Below are 16,109 nucleotides of genomic sequence, written 5' to 3'. Positions count from 1 at the left end.
GCCGGGGACGCCGAGTGCCTCGCCGGTGCCGACGGAACGTTCCGTCGGCAGGCGCCGTCCGCACACGGATACCCTTGACAGGTGACCGACGCCCAAGAGACCGCAGCAGACGCTCCACTGCGAACCACCGGAGGCGGCCCTCCGGACGACGGCGGAGCCTCCGCCGCGAAGGCGCCGATCCCTCTGCTCGAGCCCCGCGAGGGCATTCCACCCGTGGTCGCCGACGAGGCGGCGCTCGCCGAGGTGATCGCCGCCTTCGCCGCCGGCTCCGGACCCGTCGCCGTCGACGCCGAGCGCGCGTCCGGCTACCGCTACGGCCAGCGCGCCTATCTCGTGCAGCTGCGCCGCGCGGGAGCGGGCACCGCGCTGATCGACCCCGTCGCCTGCCCCGACCTGTCCGGTCTCGGCGCGGCCCTCGCGGACGTCGAGTGGGTCCTGCACGCGGCCACCCAGGACCTGCCGTGTCTGCGGGAGATAGGCATGGTGCCGACCCGGCTGTTCGACACGGAGCTCGCCGGGCGGCTCGCCGGCTTCCCGCGCGTGGGCCTCGGCGCCATGGTCGAGAGCGTGCTCGGCTTCGTCCTGGAGAAGGGCCACTCGGCCGTCGACTGGTCGACCCGCCCGCTGCCCGAGCCCTGGCTGCGGTACGCGACGCTCGACGTCGAGCTGCTCGTCGATCTGCGGGACGCCCTGGAGAAGGAGCTGGACCGGCAGGGCAAGCTGGAGTGGGCACTGCAGGAGTTCGACGCGATCGCGTCGGCGCCGCCCGCCGAGCCCCGCAAGGACCCCTGGCGGCGGACGTCCGGGATGCACAAGGTGCGCCGGCGCCGGCAGCTGGCCGTGGTGCGCGAGCTGTGGCAGACCCGGGACCGGATCGCGCAGCGGCGCGACGTGTCGCCGGGCAAGGTGCTGTCGGACGGGGCGATCGTGGAGGCCGCGCTGTCCATGCCGGCGAACGTGCACGCGCTGGCCGCGCTGAGCGGGTTCGGGCACCGGATGGGGCGGCGGCAGCTGGAGCAGTGGCAGTCCGCGGTCGACCGGGCCAAGGAGCTCGGCGAGGCGCAGCTGCCCGCGCCGGGCCAGCCCGTGACCGGGCCCCCGCCGCCGCGGGCCTGGGCGGACAAGGACCCCGCGGCCGCCGCGCGCCTCGCGACGGCCCGCGCCGCGGTGTCGGCGCTGGCCGAGCGGCTGAACATGCCCCAGGAGAACCTGATCACTCCGGACACCGTGCGGCGGGTGTGCTGGGAGCCCCCGCAGTCGGTGAGCGCCGAGTCGGTGGCGGAGGCGCTCACCGGGTACGGGGCCAGGCCCTGGCAGGTCGAGATGGTCACGCCGGTCCTGGTGGCCGCGCTGTCCGCCTAGGGGGGCGCGGGGTGCCTCGGGGAGGCACCACGGCGGAGGGGGACGGCGAGATCGCGCCAAGATCTACCGGTGCGTCCGGGTGCGGGGGCTGAGCCGGCGGTGTGACCTTCACCGCTCGCCACGCCAGGACTGGGCAGCTACGTTACTCATAAGTAGCATGAGTACTGAGCGCGCGCTCAGCGCGTCGCGCAGCAGTAGTGCCATCCCGCACCCTGGAGGAGAGCCATCGTGCCTCGTACCATCAGGGACGTCGTCTTCGTCGACGGCGTCCGCACCCCGTTCGGCAAGGCGGGCCCGAAGGGCATCTACCACGAGACCCGCGCCGACGACCTCGTCGTGAAGGCGATCCGGGAGCTGCTGCGCCGCAACCCCGGTCTCGACCCGAAGAAGATCGACGAGGTCGCCATCGCCGCGACCACGCAGATCGGCGACCAGGGCCTGACCATCGGCCGCACGGCCGGCATCCTCGCGGGCCTGCCGCAGTCGGTGCCCGGCTACTCCATCGACCGCATGTGCGCCGGCGCCCTGACCGCCGTCACCACGGTCGCCGGTTCGGTCGCCTTCGGCGCGTACGACATCGCCGTCGCCGGTGGTGTCGAGCACATGGGCCGCCACCCCATGGGCGAGGGCGTCGACCCCAACCCGCGCTTCGTCAGCGAGAAGCTGGTCGACGAGTCCGCCCTGTTCATGGGCATGACCGCCGAGAACCTGCACGACCGCTACCCGACGATCACCAAGCAGCGCGCCGACGAGTACGCCGTGCGCTCCCAGGAGAAGGCGGCCAAGGCGTACGCCAACGGCAAGATCCAGGCCGACCTGGTGCCGATCTCGGTCCGCCGCACCAACGCCGAGGCCGGCGAGACCGGCTGGGGCCTGGTCACCGCCGACGAGCCGATGCGCCCGGGCACCACCCTGGAGAACCTGGCCGGTCTGAAGACCCCGTTCCGCGTGCACGGCCGGGTCACCGCCGGCAACGCGGCCGGTCTGAACGACGGCGCCACCGCCTCCCTCATCGCCTCCGAGGACTTCGCCCGCGAGAACGACCTGCCGGTGAAGATGCGCCTCGTCTCCTACTCCTTCGCGGGTGTGGAGCCGGAGGTCATGGGCTACGGCCCGATCCCGGCCACCGAGAAGGCCCTCGCCCAGGCCGGCCTGTCCATCGACGACATCGGCCTGTTCGAGATCAACGAGGCCTTCGCCGTGCAGGTGCTGGCCTTCCTGGAGCACTACGGCATCGCCGACGACGACGCCCGCGTCAACATGTACGGCGGCGCCATCGCCTTCGGTCACCCGCTCGCCTCCTCCGGCGTCCGTCTGATGACGCAGCTGGCCCGCCAGTTCGAGGAGCAGCCGGAGGTCCGCTACGGCCTCACCACGATGTGCGTCGGCTTCGGCATGGGCGCCACCGTGATCTGGGAGAACCCGCACCACAAGGACGCCGGAGGCGACAAGTGAGCACCACCGCTGAGCTTCTGAAGGGCGCCGCCGAGCTGTTCCCCGGCGAGGTCGTCACGCAGGCGCACGTACGCCACTTCGACCTGCCGCTGGGTGCCGGGCGCTTCGCCCTGATCAGCCTGGACAACGGCCACGACCACACCAAGCCGACCACGCTCGGCCCGCAGTCGCTGGCGAACATCGACGCCGCGCTCGACCAGGTCGAGAAGGAGGCCGCGGACGGCGACATCGTCGGCGTCGGCGTCACCGGCAAGCCGTTCATCTTCGCGGTCGGCGCCGACCTCAAGGGCGTCGAGCTGCTGAAGGAGCACAAGGACGCGCTGGCCATCGGCAAGGGCGGCCACGACGTCTTCAAGCGGCTCTCGCAGCTCGCCGTGCCGACCTTCGCGTACTACAACGGCGCCGCCATGGGCGGTGGCGTCGAGATCGGTCTGCACTGCACCTACCGCACGGTGTCCGCGGCGCTGCCCGCGTTCTCGCTGCCCGAGGTGTTCCTCGGCCTGGTGCCCGGCTGGGGCGGCTGTACCCTGCTGCCGAACCTGATCGGCGCCGACAAGGCCGTCTCGGTGATCATCGAGAACAGCCTCAACCAGAACAAGCAGCTCAAGGGCAAGCAGGTCTACGAACTCGGCATCGCGGACGCGCTGTTCGAGGGCGCGGACTTCCTGGAGCAGTCGCTGATCTGGACCGCGGCCGTCCTCAAGGGCGAGATCACGGTCGAGCGTCCGGTGATCGACCGCGGCGAGGCCTGGGACCAGGCCGTCGCCAAGGGCCGCTTCATCGCGGACGGCAAGGTGCACGGTGCCGCTCCGGCCGCCTACCGCGCCCTCGACATCATCGCCGCCGCCAAGAACGGCGACCTCCAGCAGGGCTACGACGCCGAGGACCAGGCGCTCGCCGACCTGATCATGGGCGGCGAGCTGCGCTCCGGCATCTACGCCTTCAACCTGGTGCAGAAGCGCGGCAAGCGCCCCGCCGGCGCCCCGGACAAGAGCCTGGCCCGCCCGGTGACCAAGGTCGGTGTCGTCGGCGCCGGTCTGATGGCCTCCCAGCTCGCGCTGCTGTTCCTGCGCCGCCTGGAGGTCCCGGTCGTCCTCACGGACATCGACCAGGAGCGCGTCGACAAGGGTGTGGGCTACGTCCACGCCGAGATCGACAAGCTGCTCGGCAAGGGCCGTGTCAACCAGGACAAGGCCAACCGCCTCAAGGCGCTGGTGTCCGGTGTGCTGGACAAGGCCGAGGGCTTCGCGGACGCGGACTTCATCATCGAGGCCGTGTTCGAGGAGATGGGCGTCAAGCAGAAGGTGTTCGCGGAGGTCGAGGCGGTCGCCCCGGCGCACGCGATCTTCGCCACCAACACCTCCTCGCTGTCGGTCTCCGAGATGGCGTCGAAGCTCAAGAACCCCGAGCGGGTCGTGGGCTTCCACTTCTTCAACCCGGTGGCCGTCCTCCCGCTGCTGGAGATCGTCCGCGGCGAGAAGACGGACGACGCCTCGCTGGCCACGGCGTTCGCCGTCGCCAAGAAGCTGAAGAAGACGGCGGTGCTGACGAAGGACGCCCCGGCGTTCGTCGTGAACCGCATCCTCACCCGCTTCATGGGCGAGATCCAGAACGTCATCGACGAGGGCACGCCGGTCGAGGTCGCCGAGAAGGCCATCGAGCCGCTCGGCCTGCCGATGTCGCCGCTGGTGCTCCTGGAGCTGGTCGGTCCCGCGATCGGTCTGCACGTCTCCGAGACGCTCAACAAGGCGTTCCCGGACCGCTTCACGGTCTCCCCGAACCTGAAGGCGGTCGTCGAGGCGGGCAAGCGCGGCTTCTACGTCTACGACTCCGGCAAGCCGGAGCTGGACCCGGAGGTCGCCGCGCTGCTGAAGCAGGGCGACACCGTCCTGACCGAGGAGCAGGTCCGCGACCGCGTCCTGGACGCCGTCGCCCAGGAGATCGGGCTCATGCTCGACGAGGGTGTCGTCGCCGAGGCCCAGGACATCGACCTGTGCCTGATCACGGGCGCCGGCTGGCCCTTCCACCTGGGCGGCATCACGCCGTACCTGGACCGCGAGGGTGTCTCCGAGCGTGTGAACGGCAAGAGGTTCCTGGCGCCGGGCGTGGCCAGCGTCCCCGCGTAAGCGCTCCGCTGTGAACGCCGGTGCCCCGTACGCCCGTTGGCGTACGGGGCACCGGCGTTTCCGCGGAAGGCGCCTCAGACCTCCCGCCAGGCCTCCAGGGCCAGTCCGGGTTCGTCCTTGCGGCGGGTCACCAGGAGCCGGCCCGTCGACGGTGACAGGGTCGCCGCCACGATCCGCTCCTCCTCGTCCAGGGCCAGCGCCACCACCGCGTCCGCCGGCAGCTGCGGTCCTGACTCGGTCCACCAGGCCCCCGCGGACTCCTGTTCCGTCGGGTACGCGGCGAAGGCGACACGGCCGCTCGCCGAGCGCTGGGCGAGCACCGTGCAGTCGTGGCCGTCCAGCGCGCAGCGGACCGCGGACACCTGGCCGGGCCCGGCCGACGGCAGGACGGTGACCGGTTTGGCGCCGGGCCGCCAGGCGCACAGGTCGCCGGAGTCCTCGGCGTAGTAGAGCGTGGTGCGCTCCGCCGAGGTGGCCAGGGCGTACAGGGTGCCGGGCCGGACGGAGGTCTCCAGCGCCTCCTGGAGGACAGGGACGGCGCCCGGCTCCTCCTGCCGCCAGTGCAGCAGGGCCCCCGGAACGGCCGCGTACAGCTCGACCAGCCCGGACTCCCCCGCCACCGCGGCCAGTTGCTCGTGGACGTCCCGGCCCTTGAGGTCGTGCCAGGCTCCCCAGCCGCCCGCCTGCTTCTGCCCGCGCATGCTCACGCCGCCCGCCTTGTTGCGGACGAACACGTGGGCGCGGCCCTGCGCGTCGACGGTGACGGCGGGCAGACCCGTACGGTCGCCGCTGCCGTCCGGGTGGCCGACCGGGACCCAGTCGAGCGCGGCCAGCCGGGGCCTGAAGTGCGTGGAGTGCACGAGGCCCGACTCCCCCGGCTTGGTGGGACGCCAGGCGGCCAGATGCGTGTAGGCGTCGGCGCCGTGCCCGAGGGCGGGGCCGGGGCGGAGCTTCTGCTCGCCGCCGATCCGGCGCGCGGGGCCCCAGGGGCCGCCGGGCCCCAGCTCCGCGCGGCACAGGACGGCCTCGTCGGTCGGCAGATAGACGCTGAGGCGGCCGTCACGGCCGCGGATGAGCCAGTCGCCGTTCACCGTTTCACCTTATGCGGGTGGCGTACGGCGGAACGTGCCGCCCCCGGGCAAGCTGGATCACGGCACCGTCCGTACCGAGACAGGAAGTCGACGTCATGACCGACAAGTTCACCGTGAGCGTGCTGGGCACCGGCATCATGGGGGCCGCGATGGCCCGCAACCTCGTGAAGGCCGGGCACACCGTCCGGGTCTGGAACCGCACCCGGGCCAAGGCCGAGCCGCTGGCCGCCGACGGCGCCCTGGTGACCGGGACGCCCGCCGAGGCGGTCCGAGACGCCGATGTCGTCCTCACCATGCTGTACGACGGTCCGGCGACGCTGGAGGTCATGCGGGAGGCGGCGCCGGGGCTGCGCGCCGGGGCCGTGTGGGTGCAGTCCACGACCGCCGGTCTGGAGGGGATCGCCGACCTGGCCGGCTTCGCGCGCGAGCGCGGCCTCGTCTTCTACGACGCCCCGGTGCTCGGCACCCGGGAGCCCGCCGAGGCCGGCGCGCTCACCGTGCTGGCGGCGGGCCCGGCCGAGAGCCGGCCGGTGGTGCGGACCGTGTTCGACGCCGTGGGGTCGCGGACGGTGTGGACCGGGGAGGACGGCGGGGCGGGCACCGCGACCCGGCTGAAGCTGGTCGCCAACAGCTGGGTGCTGGCCGTGACGAACGCGGCCGGTGAGGTGCTGGCGCTGTCCGAGGTCCTCGGGGTGGACCCGCAGCGGTTCTTCGAGGTGATCGACGGCGGCCCGCTCGACATGGGGTACCTGCGCGCCAAGGCGGGGCTGGTGCTGAACGGGAAACTTTCCCCGGCCGCCTTCTCCGTCCGTACGGCGGCGAAGGACGCGCGGCTCATCGTGGAGGCGGGTGAGCGCCACGGCGCCCGCCTGGACGTGGCCGCGGCGAGCGCGGAGCGGTTCGCCCGGGCGGAGGCGCAGGGGCACGGGGAGGAGGACATGGCGGCGGCGTACTTCGCGAGCTTCCCGGAAGGCGAGAGGAAGTAGCGGCGTGCCCGTGCGACCCTGGAACCCATGGACGAGGACGCTCCCCTGCTCGTGATCGTCGACGCCGCGAACGTCGTCGGGTCGGTGCCCGACGGCTGGTGGCGGGACCGCCAGGGCGCCGCGGAACGGCTGCGGGACCGGCTGGCGTCCGAGGGGGTGCCGGGGCACGCCGGGCCGGTGGACATCGTGCTGGTGGTGGAGGGGGCCGCCCGGGACGTGGCGAGCGTGCCGGGCGTGCGGGTGGAGTCCGCCCCGGGGAGCGGGGACGACCACATGGTCGCCCTGGTCGAGCGGGCGGCCGGGCGGCCCGCTCTCGTGGTGACGGCCGACCGGGAACTGCGGCGCCGGGTGCAGGCGTTGGGGGCGGACGTGACGGGGCCGCGTACGGTCCGGCCGTAGCCGGGCTGCCGTACGCGGCCCCGGACGGGCACCGCCTCCTACTTCACGTCGGCCGCGGGTGCCTCCTCGCCGCGGGCGAGACGGCTGTGGGTACGGCCGTAGAGGAAATACACGGCGAGGCCGACGACCATCCAGATGGCGAACCGGACCCAGGTCTCGGCGGGCAGGTTGATCATCAGCCACAGCGAGGCGCACACCGACAGGATCGGCAGGACCGGCACCCAGGGGGTGCGGAAGGACCGGGGCAGGTCGGGGCGGGTCCTGCGGAGGATGATCACGCCGATGGCCACGACCACGAAGGCGAACAGGGTGCCGATGTTCACCAGCGCGGCCAGCTCCGTCAGCGGCGTGAAGCCCGCGAGGACCGCGATGAGCACGCCCAGCAGGATCGTCGGGCGGTGCGGGGTCTTGAAGCGCGGGTGGACGCGCGAGAAGAAGCGGGGCAGCAGTCCGTCGCGGCTCATGGCGAAGAACACCCGGGTCTGGCCGAGCAGCAGGATCATGCAGACCGTCGTCAGGCCGACCGCGGCGCCGAAGCTGATGAACCCCGCGTACCAGGGGTGCCCGGTGTCCTTGAACGCGTCGGCCAGCGGTGCGTCCACGGAGAGCTTGGTGTAGTGCTGCATGCCCGTGACGACGATCGACACGAGGACGTACAGGGTCGTGCAGATGACGAGGGAGCCGAGGATGCCGCGTGGCATGTCGCGCTGCGGGTTCTTGGTCTCCTCGGCGGCCGTCGCCACCACGTCGAAGCCGATGAAGGCGAAGAAGACGACGGAGGCCGCGGTGAAGATGCCCATGACACCGTAGTTCGACGGCGCCCAGCCGAACATGAGCTGGATCAGTGGCGCGTCGAGACTGCCCGAGGCCTCGACGGTCTGGCTCGGCGGGATGAACGGGTCGTAGTTGTCGGGGTCGATCAGGAACGCCCCGGCGATGATCACCGTCAGCACGACGGCCAGCTTGATCGCCACGACCAGGGACGTGATCCGCGCCGACAGCTTCATGCCGAGGACGAGGATGACGGTCAGGACGAGGACGAGCGCGGCGGCCAGGATGTCGAAGCCGAAGGTGTCGGCGCCCTCCCTGCTGCCGAGCGCCGCCGGCATGTGCCAGCCCGCGTTGTCCATCAGGGACTGGATGTAGCCGGACCAGCCGACGGCCACCACCGCGGTGCCCAGCGCGAACTCCAGGACGAGGTCCCAGCCGATGATCCAGGCGGGCAGCTCTCCGAGGGAGGCGTACGAGAAGGTGTACGCCGAACCGGCGACGGGGAGCGTCGACGCGAACTCGGCATAGCACAGGGCGGCCAGCGCGCAGGCGATGCCGGAGACGACGAACGCCAGGGCCACCGCGGGTCCGGCGTTGTTCTTGGCGACGGTGCCGGTGAGCACGAAGATGCCCGTGCCGATGATGACGCCGACACCGAAGACCGTCAGGTCCAACGCGGACAAGGACTTCTTGAGCGCGTGCTCGGGCTCCTCGGTGTCGCTGATGGACTGCTCGACTCTCTTCGTCCGGAAGAGTGTGCTGCTCACGGTCTTACCTCCCACGCTTGTCGTCCCCGACATGATCGAGAGGGGGCGTGGTACGCCTGCCCCCGCGCGGGCGATTTCACACAGATGGGCCGGTTTCACCACTCGTGTCGGCGGCGAAACCGGCCCGTTCGGACCTGTGAGGACCCGTCAGTCGCGCGCGGGCTCCACGGCGTCGACCTCGGCCGCGGTGCGGTCGTACCGGCCGTCCAGCTTGGAGACCAGACCGGTGACCTGGCGGGCGATGTCGGGGGCGGTCAGACCGATCTCGGCCATGACCTCGGCGCGCGAGGCGTGGTCGAGGAAGCGCGGCGGGATGCCGAAGTCGCGCAGCGGGACGTCGACGCCCGCGTCCCGCAGGGCCTGGGCGACGGCCGAACCGACCCCGCCGACGCGGCTGTTGTCCTCGACGGTGACGACCACGCGGTGCCGCTCGGCGAGCGGGGCCATGGCCTCGTCGACGGGCTTGACCCAGCGCGGGTCGACGACGGTGGTGGAGATGCCCTGCCGGTCGAGCAGACCGGCGATCTCCAGGCACATCGGGGCCAGGGCGCCCACGGAGACCAGCAGGACGTCCGGGCGGTCGGTGCCGGGCTCGCGCAGCACGTCCATGCCGCCGACCCGCCCCACGGCGGGCACGGCCGGGCCGACGGCGCCCTTGGAGAAGCGGACGACGGTCGGTGCGTCGTCGACCCGCACGGCCTCGCGCAGCTGGGCGCGCACCTGGTCCGCGTCGCGCGGGGCGGCCAGCCTGAGGCCGGGGACGACCTGGAGGATCGACATGTCCCACATGCCGTTGTGGGAGGCGCCGTCGGTGCCGGTGACGCCGGCCCGGTCGAGCACGAAGGTGACTCCGCACTTGTGCAGGGCGACGTCCATGAGGACCTGGTCGAAGGCGCGGTTGAGGAAGGTGGCGTAGACGGCGAAGACGGGGTGCACCCCGCCGGTGGCCAGGCCGGCCGCGGAGACCGCGCCGTGCTGCTCGGCGATGCCGACGTCGTAGACCCGCTCGGGGAACCTCTTGGCGAACTTGTCCAGGCCGACCGGCTGGAGCATGGCGGCGGTGATGGCGACGATGTCGTCGCGCTCCTCGCCGAGCCTGACCATCTCGTCGCCGAAGACGGAGGTCCAGTCGGCGCCGGAGGAGGCGATCGGCAGTCCGGTGTCGGGGTGGATCTTGCCGACGGCGTGGAAGCGGTCGGCCTCGTCCTGGAGGGCGGGCTGGTAGCCGCGGCCCTTCTCGGTGAGGCAGTGCACGATGACCGGGCCGCCGAAGCGCTTGGCGCGGGCGAGTGCCGACTCCAGGGCCTCGATGTCGTGGCCGTCGATCGGGCCGACGTACTTCAGGCCCAGGTCCTCGAACATGCCCTGCGGGGCGATGAAGTCCTTCAGGCCCTTCTTGGCGCCGTGCAGGGTCTCGTAGAGCGGCCTGCCGACGACCGGGGTGCGGTCGAGGATCTCCTTGGTGCGGGTGAGGAAACGCTCGTAGCCGTCGGTCGTGCGCAGCGTCGCGAGGTGGTTGGCGAGGCCGCCGATGGTGGGCGCGTAGGAGCGCTCGTTGTCGTTGACGACGATGACCAGGGGGCGGTCCTTGGCCTCGGCGATGTTGTTCAGCGCCTCCCAGGCCATACCGCCGGTCAGGGCGCCGTCGCCGATGACGGCGACGACGTGGTCGTCGCGCCTTCTGAGCTGGTTGGCCTTGGCGAGGCCGTCGGCCCAGCCGAGGACGGTCGAGGCGTGCGAGTTCTCGATGACGTCGTGCTCGGACTCGGCCTGCGAGGGGTAGCCGGAGAGGCCGCCCTTCATCTTCAGCCGGCTGAAGTCCTGACGACCGGTGAGCAACTTGTGCACATAGGACTGGTGACCGGTGTCCCAGAGGACCTTGTCCTTCGGCGACTCGAACACCCGGTGCAGGGCGATGGTCAGCTCGACCACACCGAGGTTGGGGCCGAGGTGGCCGCCGGTCTTGGAAACCGCCTCGACGAGGAAGGTCCGGATCTCCTCTGCCAGCTGGACCAGCTGCTCAGGGGTGAGCCGATCCAGATCGCGCGGTCCCGTGATGCGGGTCAGCAGCGGCACCCGTGCCTCCTTGCTTTAGAGCTGTCGAGCTGTTGCCGGGCTTGACGAGTCTAATGTTCCGCTCCGGCGGAAGGTTCCCGGCCCGGGATTCGTACGTCGTGCGATCGGCTCCCCGGCACGCCGAAGGGGCGCGGGGAACCGCGCGACCGGCCACAACGGACCGGCACGCGCCAGTTCACCCGCGCCCCGGGGCGCTGTCGCGTCCCGCGCTACGCGCGGCCCGCGGTCTTCTGCGTCTTCCGGGTGATCGAGTCGATCACGACCGTGGTGAGCAGGACACCGGCGGTGATCATGTACTTCACCGGTTCGGCGATCGACTCCAGCTGGAGGCCGTACTGGATCGAGACGATGACCAGGACACCCAGGAGGGCGTTCCAGGTGCGGCCGCGGCCGCCGAAGAGGGACGTACCACCGATGACGGCCGCCGCGATGGCGTTCATCAGCAGGTCACCGGTACCGGCGCTCTGGTTGGCGGAGGCGATCTTGGAGGCCAGGAAGAGGCCGCCGACCGCCGCGAAGCCACCGGAGATCGCGAACACCGAGATGCGCACCGCGGTCACGTTGATGCCGGCGCGGCGCGAGGCCTCGACACTGCCACCGAGCGCGAAGATCTTGCGGCCGTACGACGTCCGGCGCAGCAGGAAGTCCGTGCCGACCAGGAACACCAGGAAGATGACCGTGGCCAGCGGCAGGCCCTTGTACTGGTTGTACATGATCGCCGCGGCGAAGGAGACGATGCCCAGCAGGGCGGTCCGCAGGATCGTGTCGCTCAGCGGGCGGAACGGGATGCCCGCGGCCTCGCGACGGCGGTTGCCGAGGAAGGAGCTGAGGAAGAACAGCGCCGTCACGACCGCCGCCAGGCCGTAGGCGGCCGCCACGTCCGAGAAGAAGTACGTGGTGAGCTTGCCGATCAGGCCGTCGCTGTCGAGGTTGATCGTGCCGTTCTCGCCCAGCGTCTGGAGCATGAAGCCGAGCCAGAAGAGCAGACCGGCCAGGGTCACGGCGAAGGCGGGGGCGCCCAGCACCGCGAAGAAGAAGCCGTGCACGGCGCCGATGAGGGCACCGGCGACGACCGCGAACAGCACGGCCGCCCACTCGGGCCAGCCCTGGTTCACCGCGAGGACGGCGGCGATGGCGCTGGAGGCGCCGCTGACGGAGCCGACGGACAGGTCGATCTCACCGAGCAGCAGCACGAAGACGATGCCGACGGAGATCATGCCGGTGCCGACCATCGTGACGGTGATGTCGTTGATGTTCTGCGCCGACAGGAACGCGGAGTTGAGGCTCTGGAAGATGATGCAGATGGCGACCAGGCCGAGGATGACCGGCAGGGAGCCGAGCTCACCGGCCTTTATCTTGCGCCGGAACTCGCCGATGTAGCCGGCCAGGCCCTGCTCCTGCACGAGCAGGCGGGGGTCGACCGCGGTCACCGCGGCCGCGGCGGCCTCGGGGTTGACGACCTCGCGCTCGTCCTTGGGCGCGGTGGAGGTGTTGTCGGTGCTCACTTGGAAACCTCCCCGTTCGTGCGCGCCGCACGGCGGGTCACGGCGTTGTCGGTGGCGCCGGTGATGGCGGAGATGATCTCCTCCTGCGAGGTCGTCTTGACCTCGAAGACGCCGTTGTTCTGACCGAGCCGCAGCACGGCGACCTTGTCCGCGACGGCCTTGACGTCGGCCATGTTGTGACTGATGAGGATGACGGCGTGGCCGCGCTCGCGGAGCCGCTCGACCAGGTCGAGGACCTGGGCGGTCTGCTCGACACCGAGGGCCGCGGTGGGCTCGTCGAGGATGACCAGCTTGGGCTCGCCGAGCATGGAGCGGGCGATGGCCACGGTCTGGCGCTGACCGCCGGAGAGCGAGGCGATCGGGATGCGCACGCTGGGGATGCGGATCGAGAGGGTCTGGAGCAGCTCGCGGGAGCGACGCTCCATCTCGACCTCGTCCAGGATGCCGCGCTTCTTCAGCTCGCGGCCCAGGAAGAGGTTGCCTACGACGTCGATGTTGTCGCACAGCGCGAGGTCCTGGTACACCGTCGCGATGCCGAGGGCCTGGGCGTCGTGCGGCCGGCTGATCGACACGGCTTTGCCTTCCCATTCGATGACGCCCTCATCGATGGGGTGCACGCCGGCGATCGTCTTGACCAGCGTGGACTTTCCGGCGCCGTTGTCGCCCACCAGGGCGACCACTTCACCGGCGTGGACCTCAAGCTCTACGTCGGTGAGCGCCTGAACGGCACCGAACCGCTTGGAGACCCCGCGCAACGCCAGCACGGGCGTAGCGGACACGTGAACCATCTCCTTCGCCGCCTGACCCGGCGGAAGGGTTGTGCAGAGAGAGTTGGGGGGATCCGTCCGGCGCCCCGCGCCGAGCTTGCGGGGCTGAATGATGCGCGGGGCGCCGGAGGAGTCGAGAGCAGTCATGCCCCGTGCGGGAATCCGGTGACGAACTCCCGCACACGCGAGGGGACTCGACTAGCCGATCTTGAGCTTGTCGCACGCGGCCTTGTACTTGCCGGTGCAGATCTCGTCGGCGGTGTAGACGCCGTCCTTGATGACGGTGTCGTTGACGTTGGCCTTCGTCAGCGAGGTGACCGGGACGAGGACGGACGGGACGGCCTTGGCGCTCTCGCTGTCGACCTTGTCCTTGGCGATGGAGTCGAGCGACTTGCCCTGGGCGAGCGCGACGGCCATCTCGGCGGCGGCGGAGGCCTCGGGGGCGTACGGCTTGTAGACGCTCATGAACTGCTCACCGGCGATGATCCGCTGCACGGCGGCGAGTTCGGCGTCCTGGCCGGTGACCGGGACGTTGATGCCGGCGGCCTTCAGGGCGGTGATGATGCCGCCCGCCATGCCGTCGTTGGCGGAGTAGACGCCGACGATCTTCTTCTTGCCGAGGGCCGAGATCGCCGCCTCCATGTTGGCGTTGGCGTTCTCCGGCTTCCACTCCTTGGTGTCGTACTCCTTGCCGATCTCGACCTTGCCGTCGAGGGCGGAGTGCGCGCCCTGCTTGAACATGGCGGCGTTCGGGTCGGTGACGGAGCCGTTCATCATGACGATCTGGCCGTCCTTGGCCTTGTCGCCAAGGGCCTCGAGGAGGGCCTCGCCCTGGGTCTTGCCGACCGCCACGTTGTCGAACGAGGTGTAGGCGCTGATCGGGCCCTCGGCCAGGCGGTCGTACGCGACGACCTTGATGCCGGCGTCCACGGCCTTCTGGACGGAGTTCTTGATCGCCTTGGCGTCGACGGCGTCCAGGATGAGGACGTCCACCTTGTTGGTGATCATCGTGTCGACCTGCTGCGCCTGCAGGTTGGCGTCCTGCTTGGCGTTGTTGTAGTCGACCTTGGCCTTGCCGTTCGTCAGCTCCTTGATCTTCTGCTCGATCAGCGGGCGGTCGAACTTCTCGTAGCGAGCGGTCTGGTTCTCGGGGAGCAGCAGACCGACCTTGATGTCGTCGCCCTTGTTGGCGGAAGCGGTGGAGTCCTTGCCGCCGTCCGCCTCCTCGGCGCTGCCACAGGCAGCCAGCGAGACGGCCATCGCACCAGCGGCGATGGCTACAGCGGCGCGACGCATACGCGTGTTCACTTCAGAAACCTCCCTGACGAGGCCGCGACGTTGCGGCCGAGGTGGCTGGAAGTCAACTCGGCCACACGTGCGACGTCAAGAAGTAAATCCTTAACGGGTTGGCAACGGTGCCATCCGTTCTCTAAGTGAAGGCGGGGGCAGCCGCATGCAAAGTGCTATCCAAAAGGGTCGAATCGCCCATCTCGCTGAGCGCGAGGGCGAGAGCGCCGAGCACCTCGGCACGGCCTCCAAGAGCCCCTGGAAGGACGCTCAGTTGGCGTGCGGCACTGGGGATGGCATAGCGCCCCACGGACTCCCTGATGGGCCCCAGGACCAGCTCACCGGCCTCCGCCAGATCGCCCCCGAGGACCACCCGGCTCGGGTTCAGGAGGTTGCAGAGCTGGGCGACACCGCTGCCGATGTGCCGGCCGACGTCGGCGACCACCCGGCGGCAGCCCGGATCCCCGTCCCTGGCCAGGCGTACGACGCCCTCCATGGTCAGGTCCGTGCCGTGACTGGACTGCAGCAGCGGGAGCACGTAGCGCGCGGCCGCGAAGGTCTCCAGGCAGCCGCGGTTGCCGCAGCGGCAGACCGGGCCGGACTCGTCCAGGGTGATGTGCCCTATCTCACCGGCGGTGCCGCCGGGCCCCCGGTAGATCTTGCCGTCGATCACCAGGCCGGCCCCGACGCCGCTGGCGACCTTGATGTACGCCAGGTCCCGCACCCCGCGCCCGCTGCCCCAGACCAGCTCGCCCAGGGCGCCGAGGTTGGCGTCGTTGTCGACGTACACGGGCACGCCGAGCCGCTCGCGCAGCTCCTCCGCGGGCTTGGTGCCGGTCCAGCCCGGCAGGATGGCCGTCGAGCCCAGGGTCCCGGACTCGACGTCGATCGGGCCGGGCACGCCGAGGCCCACCCCGGCGACCTTGGAGCGGTCGACGCCGGTCGCCGCGATCAGCCGGTTGACCAGCTCCTCCGCACGGTCGAAGCCCTGGGCGGAGGAGGCGTCCACGTCCAGCGGCTCGGACTCCTCGGCCAGCACCTGGTGGGCGAGGTTGCCCACCGCCACCCGCAGGTGCGCGTGACCGAAGTCAACGCCGATGACGATGCCGGCGTCCCCGCTCAGGGAGACGCTGCGGGCCCGGCGTCCGCCCGCCGACGTGGGCGTGACCTCGACCGTTCCGCCGTCCTTGAGCTCCCGGACGATATTGGAGACCGTCGCCGCGGACAGACCCGTGGTCCTCGCGATCTCGGCCTGGGTGAGTGATCCGGCCAGCCGAACGGCCCGGACCACCCGTTCCAGGTTGGCTCGGTGCAGCGACGACTGCGACCCCGGAGTCTCCACGACGACCTCCTGCGCGCGGGACCGCTTCGGTGAGGCCCCGTTCGTGTCCAACTAGTGAACTCTAAGCTGAGCCGTTCGGGTCGCCTCCCGTCAAGAGGTTGAGCCGGATCCGGGTGCGGGGGCACAGGGACGCACGCCGCTCCCTGGGCGGGGAACGGCGTGCGCACGCTCGGCT

General features: G+C 70.9%; 12 protein-coding genes. 5 read left to right on the top strand and 7 right to left on the bottom strand.

What is annotated here, in order from left to right; genetic code table 11:
* Positions 1 to 81: 81 nt before the first annotated feature.
* The 3 genes from ABZ899_RS18025 to ABZ899_RS18015 all read left to right on the top strand — a co-directional run bounded on the left by ABZ899_RS18025 (position 82) and on the right by ABZ899_RS18015 (position 4,943).
* Positions 82 to 1,362, top strand: a complete 1,281-nt coding sequence (locus tag ABZ899_RS18025; RefSeq protein WP_361346693.1) for a ribonuclease D — start codon at positions 82 to 84, stop codon at positions 1,360 to 1,362.
* Positions 1,363 to 1,590: 228 nt separating this feature from the next.
* Positions 1,591 to 2,817, top strand: a complete 1,227-nt coding sequence (locus tag ABZ899_RS18020) for an acetyl-CoA C-acyltransferase (RefSeq protein ID WP_361346691.1) — start codon at positions 1,591 to 1,593, stop codon at positions 2,815 to 2,817.
* Complete coding sequence (locus ABZ899_RS18015; RefSeq protein ID WP_361346688.1) at positions 2,814 to 4,943, top strand: 3-hydroxyacyl-CoA dehydrogenase NAD-binding domain-containing protein; 2,130 nt, start codon at positions 2,814 to 2,816, stop codon at positions 4,941 to 4,943. Before ABZ899_RS18020 ends, ABZ899_RS18015 begins: the two co-directional genes overlap by 4 nt.
* Positions 4,944 to 5,017: 74 nt before the next feature.
* Here the strand turns inward: ABZ899_RS18015 and ABZ899_RS18010 are convergent, their stop codons facing one another.
* Positions 5,018 to 6,034 (bottom strand): hypothetical protein, encoded by a 1,017-nt coding sequence (locus tag ABZ899_RS18010; protein WP_361346686.1) that lies wholly within the window; start codon positions 6,032 to 6,034, stop codon positions 5,018 to 5,020.
* A 95-nt stretch (positions 6,035 to 6,129) separates the two neighbouring features.
* Between ABZ899_RS18010 and ABZ899_RS18005 the strand changes: the two genes are divergently transcribed.
* Together ABZ899_RS18005 and ABZ899_RS18000 are read left to right on the top strand one after the other, a co-directional pair.
* Entirely contained in the window at positions 6,130 to 7,020 is an 891-nt protein-coding gene (locus ABZ899_RS18005; RefSeq protein WP_361346683.1) for an NAD(P)-dependent oxidoreductase, read from the top strand.
* A gap of 27 nt (positions 7,021 to 7,047) precedes the next feature.
* Complete coding sequence (locus ABZ899_RS18000) at positions 7,048 to 7,419, top strand: NTP pyrophosphohydrolase (RefSeq protein WP_361346681.1); 372 nt, start codon at positions 7,048 to 7,050, stop codon at positions 7,417 to 7,419.
* Between the two features lie 38 nt (positions 7,420 to 7,457).
* Here ABZ899_RS18000 and ABZ899_RS17995 read toward each other — a convergent pair whose 3' ends face one another.
* The 6 genes from ABZ899_RS17995 to ABZ899_RS17970 form a co-directional block, all read right to left on the bottom strand.
* Positions 7,458 to 8,957 (bottom strand): amino acid permease, encoded by a 1,500-nt coding sequence (locus ABZ899_RS17995; protein ID WP_361346679.1) that lies wholly within the window; start codon positions 8,955 to 8,957, stop codon positions 7,458 to 7,460.
* A gap of 147 nt (positions 8,958 to 9,104) precedes the next feature.
* On the bottom strand, positions 9,105 to 11,033 hold the full coding sequence (gene dxs, locus ABZ899_RS17990; protein ID WP_361346676.1) for a 1-deoxy-D-xylulose-5-phosphate synthase: 1,929 nt from the start codon (positions 11,031 to 11,033) through the stop codon (positions 9,105 to 9,107).
* Positions 11,034 to 11,242: 209 nt separating this feature from the next.
* Positions 11,243 to 12,538 carry a sugar ABC transporter permease gene (locus ABZ899_RS17985; protein ID WP_361346674.1) on the bottom strand — a complete coding sequence of 432 codons (1,296 nt, stop codon included), beginning with the start codon at positions 12,536 to 12,538 and terminating at the stop codon, positions 11,243 to 11,245.
* Positions 12,535 to 13,326: an ATP-binding cassette domain-containing protein gene (locus ABZ899_RS17980; RefSeq protein WP_361346671.1), complete on the bottom strand. Its 792-nt coding sequence runs from the start codon at positions 13,324 to 13,326 to the stop codon at positions 12,535 to 12,537. The genes ABZ899_RS17985 and ABZ899_RS17980 overlap by 4 nt, the downstream gene beginning before the upstream one ends.
* Before the next feature lie 177 nt (positions 13,327 to 13,503).
* Positions 13,504 to 14,601 (bottom strand): substrate-binding domain-containing protein, encoded by a 1,098-nt coding sequence (locus ABZ899_RS17975; protein ID WP_361346722.1) that lies wholly within the window; start codon positions 14,599 to 14,601, stop codon positions 13,504 to 13,506.
* Between the two features lie 133 nt (positions 14,602 to 14,734).
* On the bottom strand, positions 14,735 to 15,934 hold the full coding sequence (locus ABZ899_RS17970) for an ROK family transcriptional regulator (RefSeq protein WP_361346721.1): 1,200 nt from the start codon (positions 15,932 to 15,934) through the stop codon (positions 14,735 to 14,737).
* Positions 15,935 to 16,109 lie beyond the last annotated feature (175 nt).

Origin of the sequence: Streptomyces sp. NPDC046859, assembly GCF_040645135.1 — a bacterium.
GTDB lineage: Bacteria > Actinomycetota > Actinomycetes > Streptomycetales > Streptomycetaceae > Streptomyces.
Note: the sequence above shows the minus strand (reverse complement) of the source record. Positions and strands in the feature narration are given on the sequence as shown.

What these genes read in the sequence shown, in the direction of transcription:
- ABZ899_RS17980 (WP_361346671.1), bottom strand. Translation starts at nt 13,326, where the DNA reads ATGGTTCACGTGTCCGCTACGCCCGTGCTGGCGTTGCGCGGGGTCTCC.
- ABZ899_RS18000 (WP_361346681.1), top strand. Translation starts at nt 7,048, where the DNA reads ATGGACGAGGACGCTCCCCTGCTCGTGATCGTCGACGCCGCGAACGTC.
- ABZ899_RS17975 (WP_361346722.1), bottom strand. Translation starts at nt 14,601, where the DNA reads ATGCGTCGCGCCGCTGTAGCCATCGCCGCTGGTGCGATGGCCGTCTCG.
- ABZ899_RS18005 (WP_361346683.1), top strand. Translation starts at nt 6,130, where the DNA reads ATGACCGACAAGTTCACCGTGAGCGTGCTGGGCACCGGCATCATGGGG.